This window comes from Clostridium sp. 7_2_43FAA (genome assembly GCF_000158375.2).
In the GTDB taxonomy this organism is placed as follows: domain Bacteria; phylum Bacillota; class Clostridia; order Clostridiales; family Clostridiaceae; genus Clostridium; species Clostridium tertium.
Genome location: NZ_JH815222.1, coordinates 2,034,540 through 2,052,371, shown reverse-complemented (window position 1 = coordinate 2,052,371; position 17,832 = coordinate 2,034,540). Strand labels below are relative to the sequence as shown.

The 17,832-nt window shown below is 26.2% G+C and carries 16 protein-coding genes; 8 read left to right on the top strand and 8 right to left on the bottom strand.

Annotated elements, in window-relative coordinates:
* Positions 1–71: 71 nt before the first annotated feature.
* Positions 72–536 carry a DUF3284 domain-containing protein gene (locus tag CSBG_RS11330; protein WP_008679635.1) on the top strand — a complete coding sequence of 155 codons (465 nt, stop codon included), beginning with the start codon at positions 72–74 and terminating at the stop codon, positions 534–536.
* Positions 537–716: 180 nt separating this feature from the next.
* Here CSBG_RS11330 and CSBG_RS17765 read toward each other — a convergent pair whose 3' ends face one another.
* The 3 genes from CSBG_RS17765 to CSBG_RS11320 all read right to left on the bottom strand — a co-directional run bounded on the left by CSBG_RS17765 (position 717) and on the right by CSBG_RS11320 (position 3,025).
* On the bottom strand, positions 717–1,160 hold the full coding sequence (locus CSBG_RS17765; RefSeq protein ID WP_051005286.1) for a hypothetical protein: 444 nt from the start codon (positions 1,158–1,160) through the stop codon (positions 717–719).
* Positions 1,129–1,662, bottom strand: a complete 534-nt coding sequence (locus CSBG_RS17760; protein WP_051005285.1) for an NAD-dependent epimerase/dehydratase family protein — start codon at positions 1,660–1,662, stop codon at positions 1,129–1,131. Before CSBG_RS17760 ends, CSBG_RS17765 begins: the two co-directional genes overlap by 32 nt.
* A 136-nt stretch (positions 1,663–1,798) precedes the next feature.
* Complete coding sequence (locus CSBG_RS11320) at positions 1,799–3,025, bottom strand: aminopeptidase (protein WP_099346934.1); 1,227 nt, start codon at positions 3,023–3,025, stop codon at positions 1,799–1,801.
* A 188-nt stretch (positions 3,026–3,213) separates the two neighbouring features.
* Here CSBG_RS11320 and glsA point away from each other — a divergent pair, with 188 nt between their 5' ends.
* The 4 genes from glsA (at position 3,214) to CSBG_RS11300 (ending at position 8,051) form a co-directional block, all read left to right on the top strand.
* Positions 3,214–4,131 (top strand): glutaminase A, encoded by a 918-nt coding sequence (gene glsA, locus CSBG_RS11315; protein WP_008679633.1) that lies wholly within the window; start codon positions 3,214–3,216, stop codon positions 4,129–4,131.
* A 128-nt stretch (positions 4,132–4,259) separates the two neighbouring features.
* On the top strand, positions 4,260–6,872 hold the full coding sequence (gene polA, locus CSBG_RS11310) for a DNA polymerase I (protein ID WP_008679632.1): 2,613 nt from the start codon (positions 4,260–4,262) through the stop codon (positions 6,870–6,872).
* A 16-nt stretch (positions 6,873–6,888) separates the two neighbouring features.
* The gene (gene coaE / locus CSBG_RS11305) at positions 6,889–7,488 is read left to right on the top strand and encodes a dephospho-CoA kinase (protein WP_008679630.1); all 600 of its coding nucleotides are present in this window, start codon (positions 6,889–6,891) and stop codon (positions 7,486–7,488) included.
* A 14-nt stretch (positions 7,489–7,502) separates the two neighbouring features.
* Complete coding sequence (locus tag CSBG_RS11300) at positions 7,503–8,051, top strand: lytic transglycosylase domain-containing protein (protein WP_008679628.1); 549 nt, start codon at positions 7,503–7,505, stop codon at positions 8,049–8,051.
* Between the two features lie 64 nt (positions 8,052–8,115).
* On the opposite strand, the gene CSBG_RS11295 is transcribed toward CSBG_RS11300, so the two are convergent.
* The 3 genes from CSBG_RS11295 to CSBG_RS11285 form a co-directional block, all read right to left on the bottom strand.
* Positions 8,116–8,982 carry a 50S ribosomal protein L11 methyltransferase gene (locus CSBG_RS11295; RefSeq protein ID WP_008679626.1) on the bottom strand — a complete coding sequence of 289 codons (867 nt, stop codon included), beginning with the start codon at positions 8,980–8,982 and terminating at the stop codon, positions 8,116–8,118.
* 154 nt (positions 8,983–9,136) lie between these two features.
* Positions 9,137–9,892 (bottom strand): flavin reductase family protein, encoded by a 756-nt coding sequence (locus tag CSBG_RS11290; protein WP_008679625.1) that lies wholly within the window; start codon positions 9,890–9,892, stop codon positions 9,137–9,139.
* Positions 9,893–10,011: 119 nt separating this feature from the next.
* Entirely contained in the window at positions 10,012–11,301 is a 1,290-nt protein-coding gene (locus tag CSBG_RS11285) for a D-alanyl-D-alanine carboxypeptidase family protein (RefSeq protein ID WP_008679622.1), read from the bottom strand.
* A gap of 524 nt (positions 11,302–11,825) precedes the next feature.
* On the opposite strand from CSBG_RS11285, the gene CSBG_RS11280 reads away from it, so the two are divergent.
* Complete coding sequence (locus tag CSBG_RS11280) at positions 11,826–12,476, top strand: polysaccharide deacetylase family protein (protein WP_099346935.1); 651 nt, start codon at positions 11,826–11,828, stop codon at positions 12,474–12,476.
* A gap of 42 nt (positions 12,477–12,518) precedes the next feature.
* Here the strand turns inward: CSBG_RS11280 and CSBG_RS11275 are convergent, their stop codons facing one another.
* Positions 12,519–13,247, bottom strand: a complete 729-nt coding sequence (locus CSBG_RS11275) for a type 1 glutamine amidotransferase (protein ID WP_008679619.1) — start codon at positions 13,245–13,247, stop codon at positions 12,519–12,521.
* Between the two features lie 16 nt (positions 13,248–13,263).
* Positions 13,264–14,622, bottom strand: a complete 1,359-nt coding sequence (locus tag CSBG_RS11270; protein ID WP_008679616.1) for a Mur ligase family protein — start codon at positions 14,620–14,622, stop codon at positions 13,264–13,266.
* 207 nt (positions 14,623–14,829) lie between these two features.
* On the opposite strand from CSBG_RS11270, the gene CSBG_RS11265 reads away from it, so the two are divergent.
* On the top strand, positions 14,830–15,747 hold the full coding sequence (locus tag CSBG_RS11265) for an alpha/beta hydrolase (RefSeq protein ID WP_008679614.1): 918 nt from the start codon (positions 14,830–14,832) through the stop codon (positions 15,745–15,747).
* Positions 15,748–15,898: 151 nt separating this feature from the next.
* A complete protein-coding gene (locus CSBG_RS17755; protein ID WP_008679612.1) occupies positions 15,899–17,818 on the top strand; it encodes a HAMP domain-containing sensor histidine kinase in 1,920 nt (639 codons plus the stop codon).
* The last annotated feature ends 14 nt before the right edge of the window (positions 17,819–17,832 follow it).

Sequence of the window (17,832 nt, the reverse complement as noted above, 5' to 3'; positions counted from 1 at the left end):
TTTTTTATAGTAATTTATTCGAAAAGATGTAATAATAAGATTAGTAATATAAGTTATAAGGGGGACTATTAATGAGTAATTATAATATAAGTATAAATTTAAATTATCCAATAGAAAGAGTATTTAAAGTTTTTATTGATTTAAATAAAAAAGAAATGCCTAAATTTAATGATAAAAATCCAACGGAAGTAAGTTATAAAAAAGTAATAAAACAAGTTGGGAAACAAAAAATTGAAATGGAAACTAGTATAACTGGATATGAAAAAAATAAGTTATACGAGGTAACAAATTCAATAAGCAATGATAAATATATTTCAAAATATGAATTTAAAGAAATAAACTCAAATTCTACGGAGATATTATTAAGTGAAACACAAGAAATGATGGGATTCACATCGTCTTTAACCTTATTATTTCAAAAATTTAATGCAAAGAAAAAATTAAAATCTAAAATGGAAGGTATAAAGGAAGTACTGGAAGAAGAATTAGAAAGAAGAGATGGAAGAAATAATAATTCTAAAAATGAAATAGAATAAAAAAGTTCTATATTTAAATATACTTATAAAAGTAATATCTTTATTTATATGATAATTAAATAAGTTATAATAATAAACTAAAAGCACCAAATAAGAATAACTGTATCTTATTTGGTGCTATTTGTTTAAGACCTCTTAAAATTAACTATTAAATGATGGTTATAAAATAAATTATTTTTACTATAATGCTTTCACAAGTTTAGAGTCTTGGTAAAAAGGCTTTTTATCAAGATACCATTTATATGACATTTCTAATCCTTCTTTTAAATATATAACTGGTAAATGGAATCCATTTTCTCTAAGATCCATTATATTTAAATTAAAGTTAGTGCTTCTAAAAGGGAAGTAACTTCTAACTTCTGAATTAGATAAAGGAATTTTTTTGATTTTAGCTTCTTTATTTAAAATAGATGCACAGGATTTAATTACTTCATCCCAAGAATATAAATCAGGGCTAGTTAAATTATATGATCTATTATCATTATCATTATATATTGCACATTCAAATGCCTTAACTAAATCTTGAATATGAATAAATTGAACTTTAACATCATCTTTTGGAACTAATATAACTTCATCATTTTTTATTTTATCAAAAGAAAAAACATTCTCTATATAAGTCATTTCCTTCACCATAAATATAGCTAGGTCTAAATATTGTTGCATGTAACCCTTTATTTTTTATTAATTCATTTATATAATGTTCAGCCTGCAATTTATTATATCCATAACTACCCCAAGTAGAATTTTCTCCTTTATTAGCATCTTCCTTAATATTTTCAGCACTTGGGATATATACTGCTGCAGATGAGCAGAAAATATATCTTTTTAAAGTAGATGGATTAATACATGAAAATAAAATTTCAACATCATCCTTTGAGTAAGCGGAAATATCAAATATCACATCATATTTCTTATTAGATAAAGCATTTTTTAGATCTTCTTTATTTTTCCTATCACAAATAATATGATCTTTGTATCCTGAATAATTTACCTTTCTTAAGCCTCTAGTTAAAATATCAATATCATAGCCACGATTAATTAAATAGGTTGCAAGAGATTCAGAAACAAATCCACTTCCACCTAATACTAAAACTTTAACCATTTTTTCCTCCTTTAATAACATAACAAAACCCCTCCCATAGATATAGTATATACAATATTTTCATAGTATAAACAAATTTAAGTAATTAATATATATAAAGTAAAATACTTCAATATGTACTAATATATGATTAAAGGTTTTGAAATATTAAGAAGAACTAAAATGCCCAGTTTCCTGAGTCAAATATTTTAATTTCAGTGTTATCATAAGTATATCCTGTTATGTCTAAATCATCTGTTCCAATCATAAAATCAACATGGATTATTGAATCATTTGCGCCTTTATTAGCAAGTTCTTCAGTGCTTAGATTTTCTCCGTTAATTATACAAGTTGGATAAGCTTTACCAAATGCTAAATGGCAAGCTGCATTTTCATCAAATAATGTATTGTAAAAAATTATATTAGAATTTGATATAGGTGAATCGAAAGGAACTAATGCAACTTCTCCTAAATAACTAGCACCATCATCACTAGCTAATAATTCTTTTAATGATTCATATCCTTCCTCAGCATTGAAATCAACAACTTTTCCATCTTTAAATGTTAGAGAAAAGTTATTAATTAGGTTTCCTCCATAGCTTAAAGGCTTTGATGAAGTAACAGTTCCATTAATTCCATGCTTTTTAGGAAGAGTATAAACTTCTTCAGTTGGCATATTAGCATTAAATTCTATACCAGAAGTGCATTTTTCTGATCCTCCAAGCCAAATATGATCTTTAGGAAGCTCTATAGTTAAATCAGTACCTTTAGAATTTCTATAATGAAGTTTTTGGAACTTATTAGAATTTAAAAATTCTAATTTTTTATCTATATTATTGTTATGCTCTTCCCAAGCTTTGATTGGATCATCATTATTTAATCTAACCACATTAAATATTACATCCCAAAGCTTTGATACAGCTTCTTCAGAGTTAGAGTTTTTAAATACTTTTAATGCCCATGCCTCAGTTGGAACAGATACTACAGTCCAACGTATCTTGTTTGCCATTGAATAATCATAGTATTCCTTTAAAGCTAATTGACGATGCTTTTGAAATGTTGATATTTTTTCCATAGGAATATCTTTATAAGCATCTGGGTCTGAAGCAGAAATTGAAATAACTGCACATCCTTCTCTAGCATAAGAGTTATATGATTCAGATACCCAATTTGGTACTTCTTTTAATGTATCCATTGATGCATATTCAAGTTTAAGTCTTTGTAACTTTTGATCTCCATAATGAACAACAACTTCTTTAGCGCCTTCTTTGTAAGCAACTTCTGCAATAGCCCTTGCGAAATCTATACATTCTACTGGTGAATTAACAAGTAAAACCTGATCTTTTTGTAAATTAACACCTTTTTTTACAGCTAATGTTGCATACTTTAATAACATATTTTTCATATCCATGAAATCACCTCGATTTATTATTTATATTATTTATTTTTACATAATATAGTAAAATAGTCTAGTTAAAAATATAGAGGTATAAATTCCCTTGTGTATAATAATAATTATTAATATAATAGAAATACTTAGATATGGGGCAAAATAATTTAACATAAAACAAAAGATAGCATGAGGTGATATAAATGTTTAATTTGTTAGATACATTAGTTGATAAAAACAGAAAATATGGAAGTGATGGTAAACTCGCATCATATATTCCAGCATTGTCAGAGGCAAATCCTGATGATTTAGGAATATGTGTAGTTGATTTAAATGGAAAGGAATATTATTCAGGAGAATGTGACAAGAAATTTACTATTCAAAGCATATCAAAAGTTGTTACATTAATTTTAGCACTTAGAGATAATGGAAGACGGAATGTCTTTAAAAAAGTTAATGTAGAGCCAACTGGAATGGGATTTAATTCAATAGTAAACCTTGAGGTTAGAGATACAGGAAGACCATATAATCCTATGATAAATGCTGGAGCTATAGTTACAACATCATTAATAGATGGTAAAGATGTTAATGAAAAGTTTCAAAAAATATTAGATTTTATAAGACTTGTTACAAATAATGAAAGTATATCAGTAAATGAAAGAGTATATTTATCAGAAAAGGAAACAGGAAATAGGAATAGAGCTTTAGCATATTTCATGAAGAGTAGTGGTATATTAGATGGTGATGTAGAGGAAATATTAGATTTATATTTTAAGCAATGCTCAATAGAAGTATCCGCAAGAGATTTAGCTAGGTTTGGATCAGTTCTTGCTAATGATGGAGTTATTCCTTGGAAGAATGAAAGAGTTATGTCAAGAGAGGTATGTAGAATAGTAAAAACTATTATGGTTACTTGTGGAATGTACGATGCATCTGGTGAGTTTGCAGTTCATGTTGGAATTCCAGCAAAATCAGGGGTAGGAGGAGGAATCCTTGCCACTGTTCCAAGGAAATATGGAATAGGTATCTATGGACCATCATTAGATGAAAAAGGAAATAGTATATCAGGATTACATGTAATTAAAGATTTATCAGAAGAATTAGATTTAAGTATTTTCTAATAGTTTAAATATAGATTTTAATTCAAATAGATATATTAATTAAAATGTAATGATTTGTTACTATAAAAATAGTATAATTTATAATAAACATAAATTTAAGGAGTTAACACCTTAATTTGGAGGAAGATATGGAAAGATTATTGATATTAGATTCTAACTCACTTCTAAATAGAGCATTTTATGCTATTCCAGAGTTAACAACTAGTGATGGAATTCATACAAATGCAGTTTATGGATTTACAAATATGTTATTTAAAATGAAGGAAGAGTTAAAACCAGATTATATAGTTGCAGCTTTTGATAGAAAGGGACCAACTTTTAGGCATAAAGAATATGAAGATTATAAAGCAGGCAGAAAGAAAATGCCACCTGAACTTGCAGAGCAATTTCCTATAGTAAAGGAACTTTTAGATTTATTATCTATAAGTAAATATGAAATTGATGGATTTGAAGCAGATGATATAATAGGTTCTTTAGCTAAGTATGCAGAAAAAAATAATATTGAAGTTTATGTAGTAACTGGAGATAGGGATGCTCTACAATTAGCATCAGATAACATAAATGTAGTTATAACAAAAAAAGGAGTTACTGAAACAGCAGTATATGATCATAAAACTTTTGTTGAAGAATTTGGAGTAACACCAACTCAGTTTATAGACGTAAAAGGTCTTATGGGAGATAAGTCAGATAATATACCTGGAGTTCCGGGAGTTGGAGAAAAGACAGCTTATAAATTAATTCAAACTTATGGTTCTGTAGAAGAAGTATTAAATAATATAGATAATATTAGTGGGAAAAAGTTAAAAGAAAATCTAGAGAATTTTAGAGAACAAGCTATTTTTAGTAAAAAGCTAGCAACTATAATAACTGAAGTACCTATTGAATTTGACTTAGATGAGATAAAAAGTCAAGAATCATATGATAAAGAAGGATTAAGGAAGCTATTCTTTAAGTTGCAAATGAAGTCCATGTTCGATAAACTTCCTAAATCGGATAAAGATTTAGAAGTAACTGAAGAATCTTTAAATTTGATTACTATAGATAATTTAGAGGAATTGCTTAATTTATCAAAGTCATTAGATAAGGTGTGTTATATAACATATGATGTTATAAATAGTACAAAATACTCAGAAATAGAACTAAGTAAAATATATTTATCTAATGAAGATAAAGTATATTTAATTAATTTTAAGAATATTTATAGTGTTAACAAAGATGAAGCAAATTTAGCTTTAAAGGCAATCATGGAAAATGAAGAATTAACTAAAATAATTCATGATGGGAAGTCATTAGTTACAGTATTAAATAAGCTGGACATATCAATAAAGACATTTGAATTTGATACTGCTATAGCAGCTTATTTAATAGATTCAGCTAGATCATCATATGATTTATTAACATTAATAAATGAGTATCTAGGTGAAGATATTACTGGCGAAGGTGAAATCTTAGAAGGAAAGGTAAACTTTAAACTAAGAGATATATATGAATTATTAAAGAAGAAAATAGAGGAGGAAAAAATGGAAGAACTTTATTATAAAGTTGAACATCCATTAATATTTGTTCTTTCTTCTATGGAAGCTTTAGGATTCAATATAAATAAAAATATGCTAGATGACTTAGCAATAAAATTTAAAGAAGAGATTACTAGAACAGAAAAAGAAATATATGATTTGGCAGAAGAGGAATTTAACATAAATTCACCAAAACAATTAGGAAAAATACTTTTTGAAAAATTAGATTTACCTGTAATTAAGAAGACAAAAACAGGTTATTCAACTAATGCTGAGGTTTTAGAAAAACTTCAAGATAAACATGAAATAATACCAAAGATAACTTATTATAGACAAATAACAAAACTTAATTCTACTTATGTGGAAGGATTAAAAAATGTTATAGATAGTGATGGGCATATTCATTCAAGCTTTAATCAAACAGTAACTACTACAGGAAGATTATCAAGTACAGAGCCTAACCTTCAAAATATCCCTATAAAATATGAAATGGGAAGAGAAATAAGAAAGGTATTTATACCTGATGAAGAAGGTGACATTTTATTATCTTGTGACTATTCACAAATAGAATTAAGGGTTCTTGCTCATATGTCAAATGATGAAAATATGATAGATGCATTTAAGCATCATAGTGATATACACACGAAAACTGCATCTGAAGTATTTAAAGTGCCAATAGAGGATGTTACATCACTAATGAGAAGTAGGGCTAAGGCTGTAAACTTTGGAATAGTTTATGGAATAAGTGATTTTAGTCTTTCACAGGATTTACACATAACTAAAAAAGAAGCTTCTGAATATATGGAGATTTATTTCGAAAGATATCCTAAGATAAAGGGATATTTAGATAGTGTAATGCAAGAAGCAAAAGAAAATGGATATGTATTAACTATTTTAAATAGAAGAAGATTTATACCAGAAATTAAATCTTCTAATAGAATAGTGAAAGCATTAGGGGAAAGATTGGCTATGAACGCTCCTATTCAAGGAAGTGCAGCTGACATAATTAAGTTAGCTATGGTTAATGTTTATAATAAATTAAAGGAAAAAGAGCTAAAAAGTACAATGATTTTACAAGTGCATGATGAGCTTATATTGAATGTTAAAGAAAATGAACTTGAAGAGGTAAAACAAATAGTTAAAGATGAAATGGAAAAAGTTTTAGATATGAAAGTACCTCTTGAAGTAGATACTAATATGGGTAAAACATGGTATGAGGCTAAATAAGGGGGCTTAACTGAAAATGATTAAGATAGGGTTAACAGGAGGAATTGGTTCTGGCAAAAGCACTGTGTCAAGAATGCTTAGAGAAGAAGGATTTAAAATAATAGATGCAGATACAATCTCTAGAGATGTCCTTATTAAATACCCTGAAATTCTAGATAAGATAAAAATAGAATTTGGATCAGGTTTTTTCGATTGGAGAGGGGAATTTAGAAGAAGAGAATTTGGAAATCATATTTTTAGATTTCCAAAACAGAGAAAAAAATATGAAGAGATAATTATTCCATATATAAAAGATGAAATTTTTGAAGAGCTAGATAAGTACGAAAAAAGTGGAGAGTCAATTGTTATATTAGATGCTCCAACTTTGATAGAAAATAACCTTAATGATTATATGGATTATATAATTGTAGTATGGGTAGATAATAACACTCAGATAATGAGATTAAAAAATAGAGACAGATTATCTAGAGATGAAGCTGTAAATAGGTTAAATGCACAAATATCGCTAGATAAGAAAAAAGAGTATGCACATATTATTATTGATAATAATGGTGACTTATTAAAAACTAAGAATCAAGTTGATAAGGTAGTGGATTTTTTAAAGGTAATTAAATAAGTAAGGAGAAAGCAATGAAGTTTAAACGTATCTTGACTATTCTAATTACAGTATTTATTGCTTATATTGGAATAACATTAGTAATGAAGAACTATGTGTATCCATACAAATATGCTGATTATATAAATAAGTATAGTGAGGAATATCAAGTAGATCCGTATCTTGTATTAGCAGTTATTAAGACAGAAAGTAATTTTAATAAGGAAGCTGTTTCAAAGAGAGATGCCAAAGGACTAATGCAGATTATGGATACAACAGGAGAATGGGCAGCCAAAGAAATTGGAATAAATTATTTTATACCATCTATGCTTTTTGATCCAGAGTTAAATATAAAAATGGGATGTTGGTATTTAAAAAACTTAGAAAATGAATTTAATGAAAATTTAGATTTGATATTAGCGGCTTATAATGGTGGAAGTGGAAATGTTAATAAATGGCTAAGTGATGAAGAGTATTCACAAGATGGTGAAAATTTAGATTATATACCATTCCCAGAAACAAAGAAGTATGTAGATAAAGTTAAAGCAAATTATAACATATATAAATACCTGTATGAAAAATAAAAAATGAATAATAATTAGGCCTATATACGAAAGTTTATCTCAAGTATATAGGCTTTTTCCTTTTTTAATTAAATATAGCTGTTATCCATTCATTAGTTTGATATTTTGTTTCAAGTTTAAATCCATGACTTTCAACTATAGATTTAACTTTATCAAAGCTCCATTCTACAAGTCCAGATACAAGAAGTTTTCCATTGGATAATAAATGTTCTTTTATAAAGTCCATAAACAATTCAGTTTCTTCTCCACCTATATTTATATAAATCCAATCATATTTATCATCTATTTTAACTTCTTCATTTAATGCATTGCCAACTAAAACTTCAATATTATATAATCCATTTAATGAAGCATTTAATTCAACTTCTTCTCTTACATCTCTTATATCTAAAGCAGTAACCTTTGATGCACCTATAATAGCAGATGCAACTGATAAAATTCCTGATCCAGTGCCTATATCTAGTACTGATTTATTGCATAAATCAATTTCAGTTAAAATAACATTTAATAAGTCTCTTGTTGTTTCATGCAATCCAGTACCAAATGCACCTTGAGAAATAAAAGAAATTTTATGCGTATTTTTATCATTTATAACTTCATCAGGGGAAGCTAAAACCCAGTTATCATTTATATGTACCATAGGAAAGTCATAATTTTCATAATCATAATTTACTTCTTCAATATTTATACAATCTGTCTCTAAAATAGAAGAAACAGTGTGCTTGAATGAAGATAAGTTATCTTTATCTAGCTCATAAGCAACTTTAATATCGATAGTAGAAACTGATTTTTCTAGATAACCATATCCATACTCATCAGTAGTAATTTCTAAAGGACTTTCATAAAATACATTGAAGATATCATTAATTTGTAATTTTTCAATTTTCTCATCTAGTTCTTCATATTTAATAGTATATGTTAATATAAACATGGCTTAATCCCCCAAATCTAATTCATTGTAACATTATTGAGTATAGATAGATTTTTACTTAAAGTCAAGGAATCTATTGGAATAATAAGCATTTATTAAAACAAATTTGTATGTAAATTTATCCAAAAAATATATTCCATAATATATTTAGAGATTATTTATTTTTCTTTTTAAATTTAATTGAATTACTTGTTTTTTTTGATTTATTTATATAATTTTTTTTACTATTTGATTTTGAACTATTCTTAGGAGAATTATTTTTATTCAAGAAATTATTTTTGGAATTTTCTTCTATTTTTTTATTATTATTTATTTTACTGTCTTTCTGTTTTTTAGAATCCTTAATTTTTTTTGAAACGGAGAATCCAAAAGATCCAATAGAGTTTTGAGGAAGTTTAAAATATTCTCCATGACAATATGAAATTAAATCACCTTTTTCAAAATGGATTTTTCCTTTTTCATCTATTAAGTTACTATTTATATGAGAGCCTACAACCTCTGCAATAAACATATCATGTGTGCCTAATTTTATTATATCTTTAACCTTACATTCGATAGTAACAGGGCATTCATCTATATAGGCAACATTAACGTTTGTTCCTTCTTTCATTGTAAATCCCATGTCTTTTATTTTATCAAATTTTCTACCCGGTTTAACTCCACAGTAATCTACAGCTTTAACCATTTCAGAAGAGGGCATATTAACAATGAATTCCATAGTTTCACATATGTATTCATAAGAAAGTCTTTCAGGTCTAATGGAAATAGAAAGCATTGGAGGCTTTGTACAGATTGTTCCAGTCCATCCAACTGTAAAAACATTATCTTTTCCTGATTTATTTCTAGATGTAATTAAAACTACAGGGACAGGGTTTAAAACGACGCTTCCTTTAAAATCAACTTTATTCAAAATAGAATCTCCCCTTTAAAATATTTTCTTTAGGATTATAGCATATATTTATTCTAATTTATATAAATAAGAATTAAAATTAAATAAAAGGTAGATTTAATTAAATCTACCTTTTATTTTTAATAATATCTTCTTCTTCTTCTTTTTTTCATATTAATTATTCTTACTATAAATAATATTAAAACTAATATAATTACAATAATTAATAATGATAATAAATATATAGGTAAATTAGCTTTAATAAGCTCAAAAGATGAAAGTTTAACCATTCCTAAAACATCTTCAGTATGTCCTGGAGTAGAAAATGTTAACTTAACTTCTTTATTACCACTTAATTTCCAAGCATCTTTTACATCTCCATTATAAGAAAGAGTAGCATTTTTATCATTAAAATCATTTTTATAGTATTCTACATCTTCGTTAACAACTATAGGAGCTGTTATTTGCTTTTCAGGACCAAAGAATCTAAATGATTTGTAAGTTAAATCTACAGTGCCAATTTCATCACCAGCATTTTTATAGATTTCTTTTGGTGCTGAATAACTATAGTTAGCTAATTTTTCTGTATCTTCAAATACATTAAGACCAGTTGCACCATATTCAGATTTTAGAACTACAGTAACTAGATCTCTACCATCTCTTTCATAAAATCCTACAAAGCAGTGTCCAGCTTGTTCTTCAGTTCCTGTTTTACCACCTATATTACCATTTTTACCAAGTAATTTGTTTCTAGATTCAATTATTATAGGTGTGCCTGAAAGGCTAACACTAATTTCACCACTCTTAGGAGCCATGGTTTCTCTAACCCAATCGTTTTTAAAAGCAGCAATTCCTATTTGAGCTAAGTCATATGCTGTAGTTTGATTTATTTCAGTATTGCTAGGATTTAAAGGATCAATTTCTAATCCTGATGGATTAACAAAATGAGTGTTTTTAAGTCCTAATTCCGCAGCCTTATCGTTCATCATATTTATAAAGTTATCTACTGTACCACCAACTGACTCTGCCATTAAATAAGCAGTATCATTTGCAGAAAATATCATTACAGCTTTCATAGTATCTTCTGCTGAAATTTTATCTCCAGGATTTATTGCTTTGTAGTTATTTAGTGATGTTTCAGTTACCTTAACGACAGTATCACTAAAAGTTAATGTGTCTGATTTTGACTTGTTCTCTGCAAAAAGTAGAGCAGTCATAAGTTTAGTAGTACTTGCAGGTGATAATTTTAAATCGGCATTTTTTGAATAAATAATTTCACCTGTATTAATGTCCATTGTTACAGCGGCTTCTCCAATAATTTCTGGAGTTTGAATATTTGTCTCTTGTGCACTTACTTTATTAGCAAAAGGAGCTAATAACGAAATAGAAAGAGCAACTGCCAACGACTTTAGTAAATTTTTCTTTTTCAATTTCATCTCCCCATTTCTAAAGATTTTAATATATATAAGTTGTAATAAATTATATAGCTAACAAAAATAGATAACCTAATTATATGAATATAATATTTTTTAAATTATGTATTTTAGTAATTTATATAAAAATTTAAACAATATATGGCTTCTTTTAAAATATTCACTTAAAGCATATGTAATTAATATTAAACAGGTTTATTGTCTATTTAATATAATACTATAAATAAGATGTATATTAACAACTTAAAAATGAATATGATTTAATTTCTCATTTTGAAACTATTAGGTTTATACACAAATTTAAGTATAACACCCACTTTACATAATAACAACATATAGAATGATTGTTAAGTGGTTTAATTTACATGTAATATAAATTTAATAATTGTACAAAATACAAATATAAGAAAGAGGTGGTTAATATCAAAAAGTTTAGTAGATTTATTAGTTTTATTGCACTTTTTATATTTCTTAACAATATAAATTATATCCCAGTTTCTGCATTGTATACAGAAAATCATATGAAAACTGTATATTTAACTTTTGATGATGGACCATCTGTAAATATAACTAAAGAGTTAATTAATATATTAAATGAAAATAATATAAAAGCAACTTTTTTTGTTGTTGGAGATTCTGCTAATATATATCCATATATGATAAAATCACTAAATGAAAGTGGAATGTGCATAATGCCTCATTGCAATATGCATGATTATACATCTCTATATAAAAGTGAAGAAAATTATTTTAAAGATTTAGATAAATGCAAGAGTACTATTGAAAGTATATTAGGAAAAAGAAACTTAAATTTTATAAGATTACCAGGTGGTGCTGATAACAAGGTTTGTGATATTAATGTATTATCTAAAATAAAAGAGCGTATATCAAAAAATGGTGAATATTATATAGATTGGACTATTGCAGTAGGAGATGCGGAATCTAAAGATATATCAGCAGAGTTTATTAATTCAAGAATAAGAGATGAAGGTGGATTATATGATGTTGAAGTAGTTCTTATGCATGATTTAGGGGACAAATATGCTACTGTAGAATCACTTCAAGGTATAATTGATTTTTATAAAGAAAAAGGCTATAGATTTAAGTCATTAAATGAAATAGAAGACTGGGAAATTCAATATTTAAAAGATATAAATGTATTAAATAAATAAAAAATTAAGGCAAACTACTGTGTATAATAGTTTGCCTTAATTTTATTTCTTATTTTCTAATCTTTTTATCATAACTTCTTTTGCTTTTAGTTCAAGAGAATCATCTATTTTTTCTAGGTTTATATTATCATATTTTTTACTTAAAGCTATATTTAAAAATCTATCTGCTAACTCAGGATTTTTAGATAATAATGATCCATGGAAATAGCTACAGAATGTATTTTTATATATACAACCTTCGTTTCCATCGTCACCGTTATTTCCATAGCCATGTACACACTTTCCTAGTGGTTTTAACCCATTAGTATAAGTTCTACCAGAGTGATTTTCAAAACCTACATATGTTTCATTAAACTCTTCATTATATATAACTGTATTTCCTATAAAGCGAGTATCCCCACCTTCTGTATATATATCAAGAATTCCTAAACCTTCAATTTTTTCTCCATTTGGAGCCATATAATATTTTCCAAGCAATTGATAACCACCACAAATTGCAATAACTACCTTTTCATCTTCAATATATTTTTGCAAGCTAGGTTTTTTTATAGTTTTTAAATCATTAGAAACTATTGATTGCTCAAAATCTTGACCGCCACCAAAAAATAGTATATCTGTATTTTCTGAGTCAAATTCATCATTTAATGACGTATTAATTATATTAACCTTTATTCCTCTTTGCTCAGCTCTATGTTTAAGTATTAGAATATTACCAACATCTCCATAAACATTAAGTAAATCAGGATAAAGATGACAAATATTTAATTCCATTTATAAACCTCCTTATTTACCAAAGTTTTTTAATGTAACCTTTTGAATGAAGATATTTTCTAAAGTTAATCATAGCAGTGTAAGTAGCAAGAATATAAATTTTATCATTTTTACTATTTTTAATTTTTTCTGTTAGCTCTTCAAAAGTTTCTTCAATTATAAAGTTATCTTTATTTAATCCAGCTACATTAAGTCTAACTGCCATATCATAACATCTTATACCAGAAACAAATACTTCATTAATATTAAGGTCATGAAGCTTTTCAAAGTCAACATCCCATATCCAAGAAACATCAGTACCATCTGCATAATTATCATTTAAAAGAAATGCTGCAGCAAAAGGATCTTTATTTAAACAAAGCGTATCTAAAGCCTGATTATATCCTGCAGGGTTTTTAACTAAAATAATCTTTACATCTTTACCTTCAATATTTAATGCTTCTTGTCTTCCAAAACTAGAATCTTGGTTTTGTAATGATTTTTTTATTGAAGCATCATTTATTCCAATTTCTTTAGTTACAGCATAAGCACAAAGACCGTTATAAATGTTATAAGCACCTGATTGGCTTATAGTAACTTCTAAATCATTAAGCTTTACAGTTGAACTATCAGGTGTTAGTTCTAAAATTTCAGTTACTGCATATTCTAAAGGAGCTCTTTTAAAGCCACAGCCTGTACAGTAGAAGTCACCTAAATGATTATATGTAATATGATTATATTCATAAGGAGACTTACAGAATTTGCAGAACTTAGCATCAGCATTTATTTCTATATCTTTATTATCTCCTATACTTGCATTAAAACCATAAAATACAGTTTTATTTGGAAGTTCTAATTTACCTAAGAGAGATTCATCTCCATTTAAGACTAATGTAGTATTAGGAGAAAGGTGTATTCCTTCTAATATTTTTGATAAAGTAGTGTAAACTTCACCATATCTATCTAGCTGATCTCTAAAAAGGTTTGTCACAGTTATTATTTCTGGATTAATATATTCAGTTATATATTTTAAGTTAGCTTCATCAACTTCAATAACTGCATAAGAATCTTCAACTTTATTAAAGAACTTATAGTTATCAATGAATGTTGTAACTATTCCAGGAAAAAGGTTTGCACCAGTATTATTAGTAATAACCTTATTTCCGCTTTCTTTTATAATGTTATAAATCATGCTAGTCGTAGTAGTTTTACCGTTAGTACCTGTGATTAAAACTACTTTGTAGCCTTTGGATACCTTTGAAAGTATATTTCTATCTATTTTTAAGGCTACTTTTCCAGGAAAGGTTGTTCCCCCTTTTAGTATTGTTTTTGTTAGAAAAATTGTAATTTTTGAAGCTATAATGCTTATTATTGATTTAATACTAATCTTTTTCACCACCTTATAATACTTATCCAATATTATATACAATAATATTAATAGATAATCAAATAATAATAAATTTTTGATTTTAACTATGAATAGTATATCATAACTTTATATACTTACAAATAAGGTTGTTATAAGATTTTATTAATTATTGAAGTTTGACAGGGATAAATATAGAAGAGATAATATAATAAATAGAAAATCGGAGGAGTTACTATGAAAAATTTTGTTTTTAAGAATAAAGAAGGAATAAATATTAGTTGCTATAAATGGAGTGATAATTCAAGGAAGCCAAAAGCTGTTATTCAAATAGTTCATGGGATGTCAGAATGGGCTGGAAGATATGATTATTTTGCAAATAGACTTGTTGAAGAGGGATATACAGTTTATGCTCATGATCATAGTGGGCATGGAAAAAGTGTAAATGACTTAAATGAACTGGGTTTTATAAGTAAAGAAAATAGATTTTATTCAATGATTGAAGATATAAGAAGATTAAATGAAATTATTAAAAATGAAAATAAAGAGATACCATTAATATTATTTGGTCATAGCATGGGATCTTTCTTAAGTCAAAGATATATACAAATGTATGGGGATACTATTGATGCTATTATTTTATCTGGAAGCAATGGAAGTCCAAAAGCCTTTACTAAAGCTGGATTAGCTGTTGCTAAATTTGAAATGTTTATTAAAGGAAATAATAAAAGAAGTGGATTAATGGACAAGTTATCATTTGGGGGATTTAATAAAAGTGTAAAAAATCCAAGGACTAGTTTTGATTGGTTATGCTCAGATGAAAATGAAGTAGACAAATATATAAATGATGAGTACTGTGGATTTATATATCCAACTCCTTTTTATTATGATTTAATAAATGGATTATGGGACATACATAAAAATGAAAACTTAGAAAAAATAAAAGCTTTAGACATTCCTATTTATATTTTTGCGGGAGATAGAGATCCAGTTGGTTATTTTGGGGAAGGAATAATAAGTCTTTATGAAAGCTATAAAAAAATTGGTGTAAAAGACATTAGTTATAAGTTATATAAAGATGGAAGGCATGAGATGCTAAATGAAGCAAATAAAGATGAAGTTATTAATGATATTGTAAAATGGTTAGAAAAATAGAATATTAAAGAAATAAGTATATGAACTTATATAATAAGTTCATATACTTACCATATCTACAAAAAATCTACAAAATTTTTAAAATTTATTCACATATAAAAGGAAATGATGTAAAATTATGTAGTAATAATTGCTAGCGAGGAGAAATAGTGTGGATTATAATAATTTTAGAATGAAAATTTATTATATTAATATGAAAAAATTATTATCATATATATTAATAAGCTTAATTTTCTTTAGTATGTACCAGATAGCCTTAATATATGACTTTATAGCCATATATGATATTGTACAAGCATTGAATATAATAATAGTTATGATTTTACTTATGTTTACAATACATTTAAAGAGTCTAACTAAGAAGCAAATATACGGAATATTGCAAATATTTCTTTTTATTATGTGTATAGTTTTTATGGTATTTTCAACTCCTGAAAATCAATTTCAAGAATTGAAAATAGTTCTTTCTAAGATAGGATATAGTAGGTGTTATGAGTTTAAATCTCTTAATATAGTACTTCTATATTATATAATAGCTAAATATAAAGATGATACTGGAATTTGTAATAAAATATATTTAGAGTATATTTTATTATTTGGGATTGTTTCATTTTTAAGTTTAATAAATAATATTATATATAAGAATTTTATATATTTATTATATATAATTACAACTGCAGTGCTTCTAATAGCAACATATAGATATCTTAATATAAATAAGGGAATATTTAATAAAAAAATATATTTACTAAAGTTAAATTTAAATATTATAACGATAGATTTTATTATTAGAATTTTTATGAAAAATATAGAAATATATTTGCTTGTTGATATAGTTAGTGTGATAAAATTGTTGATTTATACAGCTACAATTTTATTTGTAATAGTCAATATAGCAAAGGAAAATTATAATTTTATTTTTAAAGAAACAGTTAAGACAAATAAAAAATTAGAAGAGATAAATAAAGAAATAATAGAAAGTAACTATAAACTAGAAGAAGCTTATAGAAAGTTAAAGGATAGACATTTAGTATATAAAAGTTTTTTAGGTTGCTTACCTGATCCTATAGTGATAATAAATAATAATCTTAGGATATCTTATTGTAATTCAAATTTTTTGAAAATAATAGAAAAAGAAAATTTAAGAGAAGTTGTAAATAGAAGAATAGATAACTATATAAATTTTAATATTGATATAAGAAAAATAGTAGTTGATATAAATAGAGGGCCATATTCAACGACAATAGATAAAGATGATAAGAAAGTAGAAGTTAGATTCTTTTCTTTAAATGGTGAAGAATCAGAATGTATATTATTATTAAAAGACTTAACTGAAGAAATAAAGCTCGTATCTATGAAAGAAGAGTTAGAGAGCATAAAGATGAAAGAAGAAATAAAGAAAAACTTTTTATCGAATATTTCTCATGATTTAAAGATACCTATAAGTGTAATATATTCGGCAATACAATTAGAGAAAATATTAATTGAAAATAATGATATAGAAAAAATAAGTGCGTATAATGAAATAAGTAAGCAAAATTGCTTTCTTCTTACTAAGTTTGCTAATAATCTTATAGATACAAGTAAAATAGATTCGGAAAACTTAGAGGCTCACTTAGTTTTAGATAATATCGTAGAATTTGTTGAGGATTACCTAGATTCTCTTTCTACGCATATAAAGAGCAAAGGAATAAATATACTTTTCGATACTGATGAAGAAGAGATATATGTTTATTTTGATAAAGAAATGATGCAAAGAGTTATATTAAATTTAGTATCAAATTCATTAAAATTTACTAATGAGAATGGAACTATATTTATAAATATAAAAGATTCAGAAGAGGAAGTACTTATAGAGGTAGGTGATACTGGAATAGGTATGAGTAAAGAATTTATAAAAAAAGCCTTTAAAAAGTATGAGGTTGAAGATAGAGTAAAAAATAATAGCTCAACAGGTTTTGGAGTAGGTCTTTTTGTTGTATATAATTTAATTAAGGCTCAAAATGGAGATGTAGAAATAATTAGTGATATAGGAAAAGGAACTATTTTTACAATTAAGTTGTATAAATGAAGGGTGATTAGAAG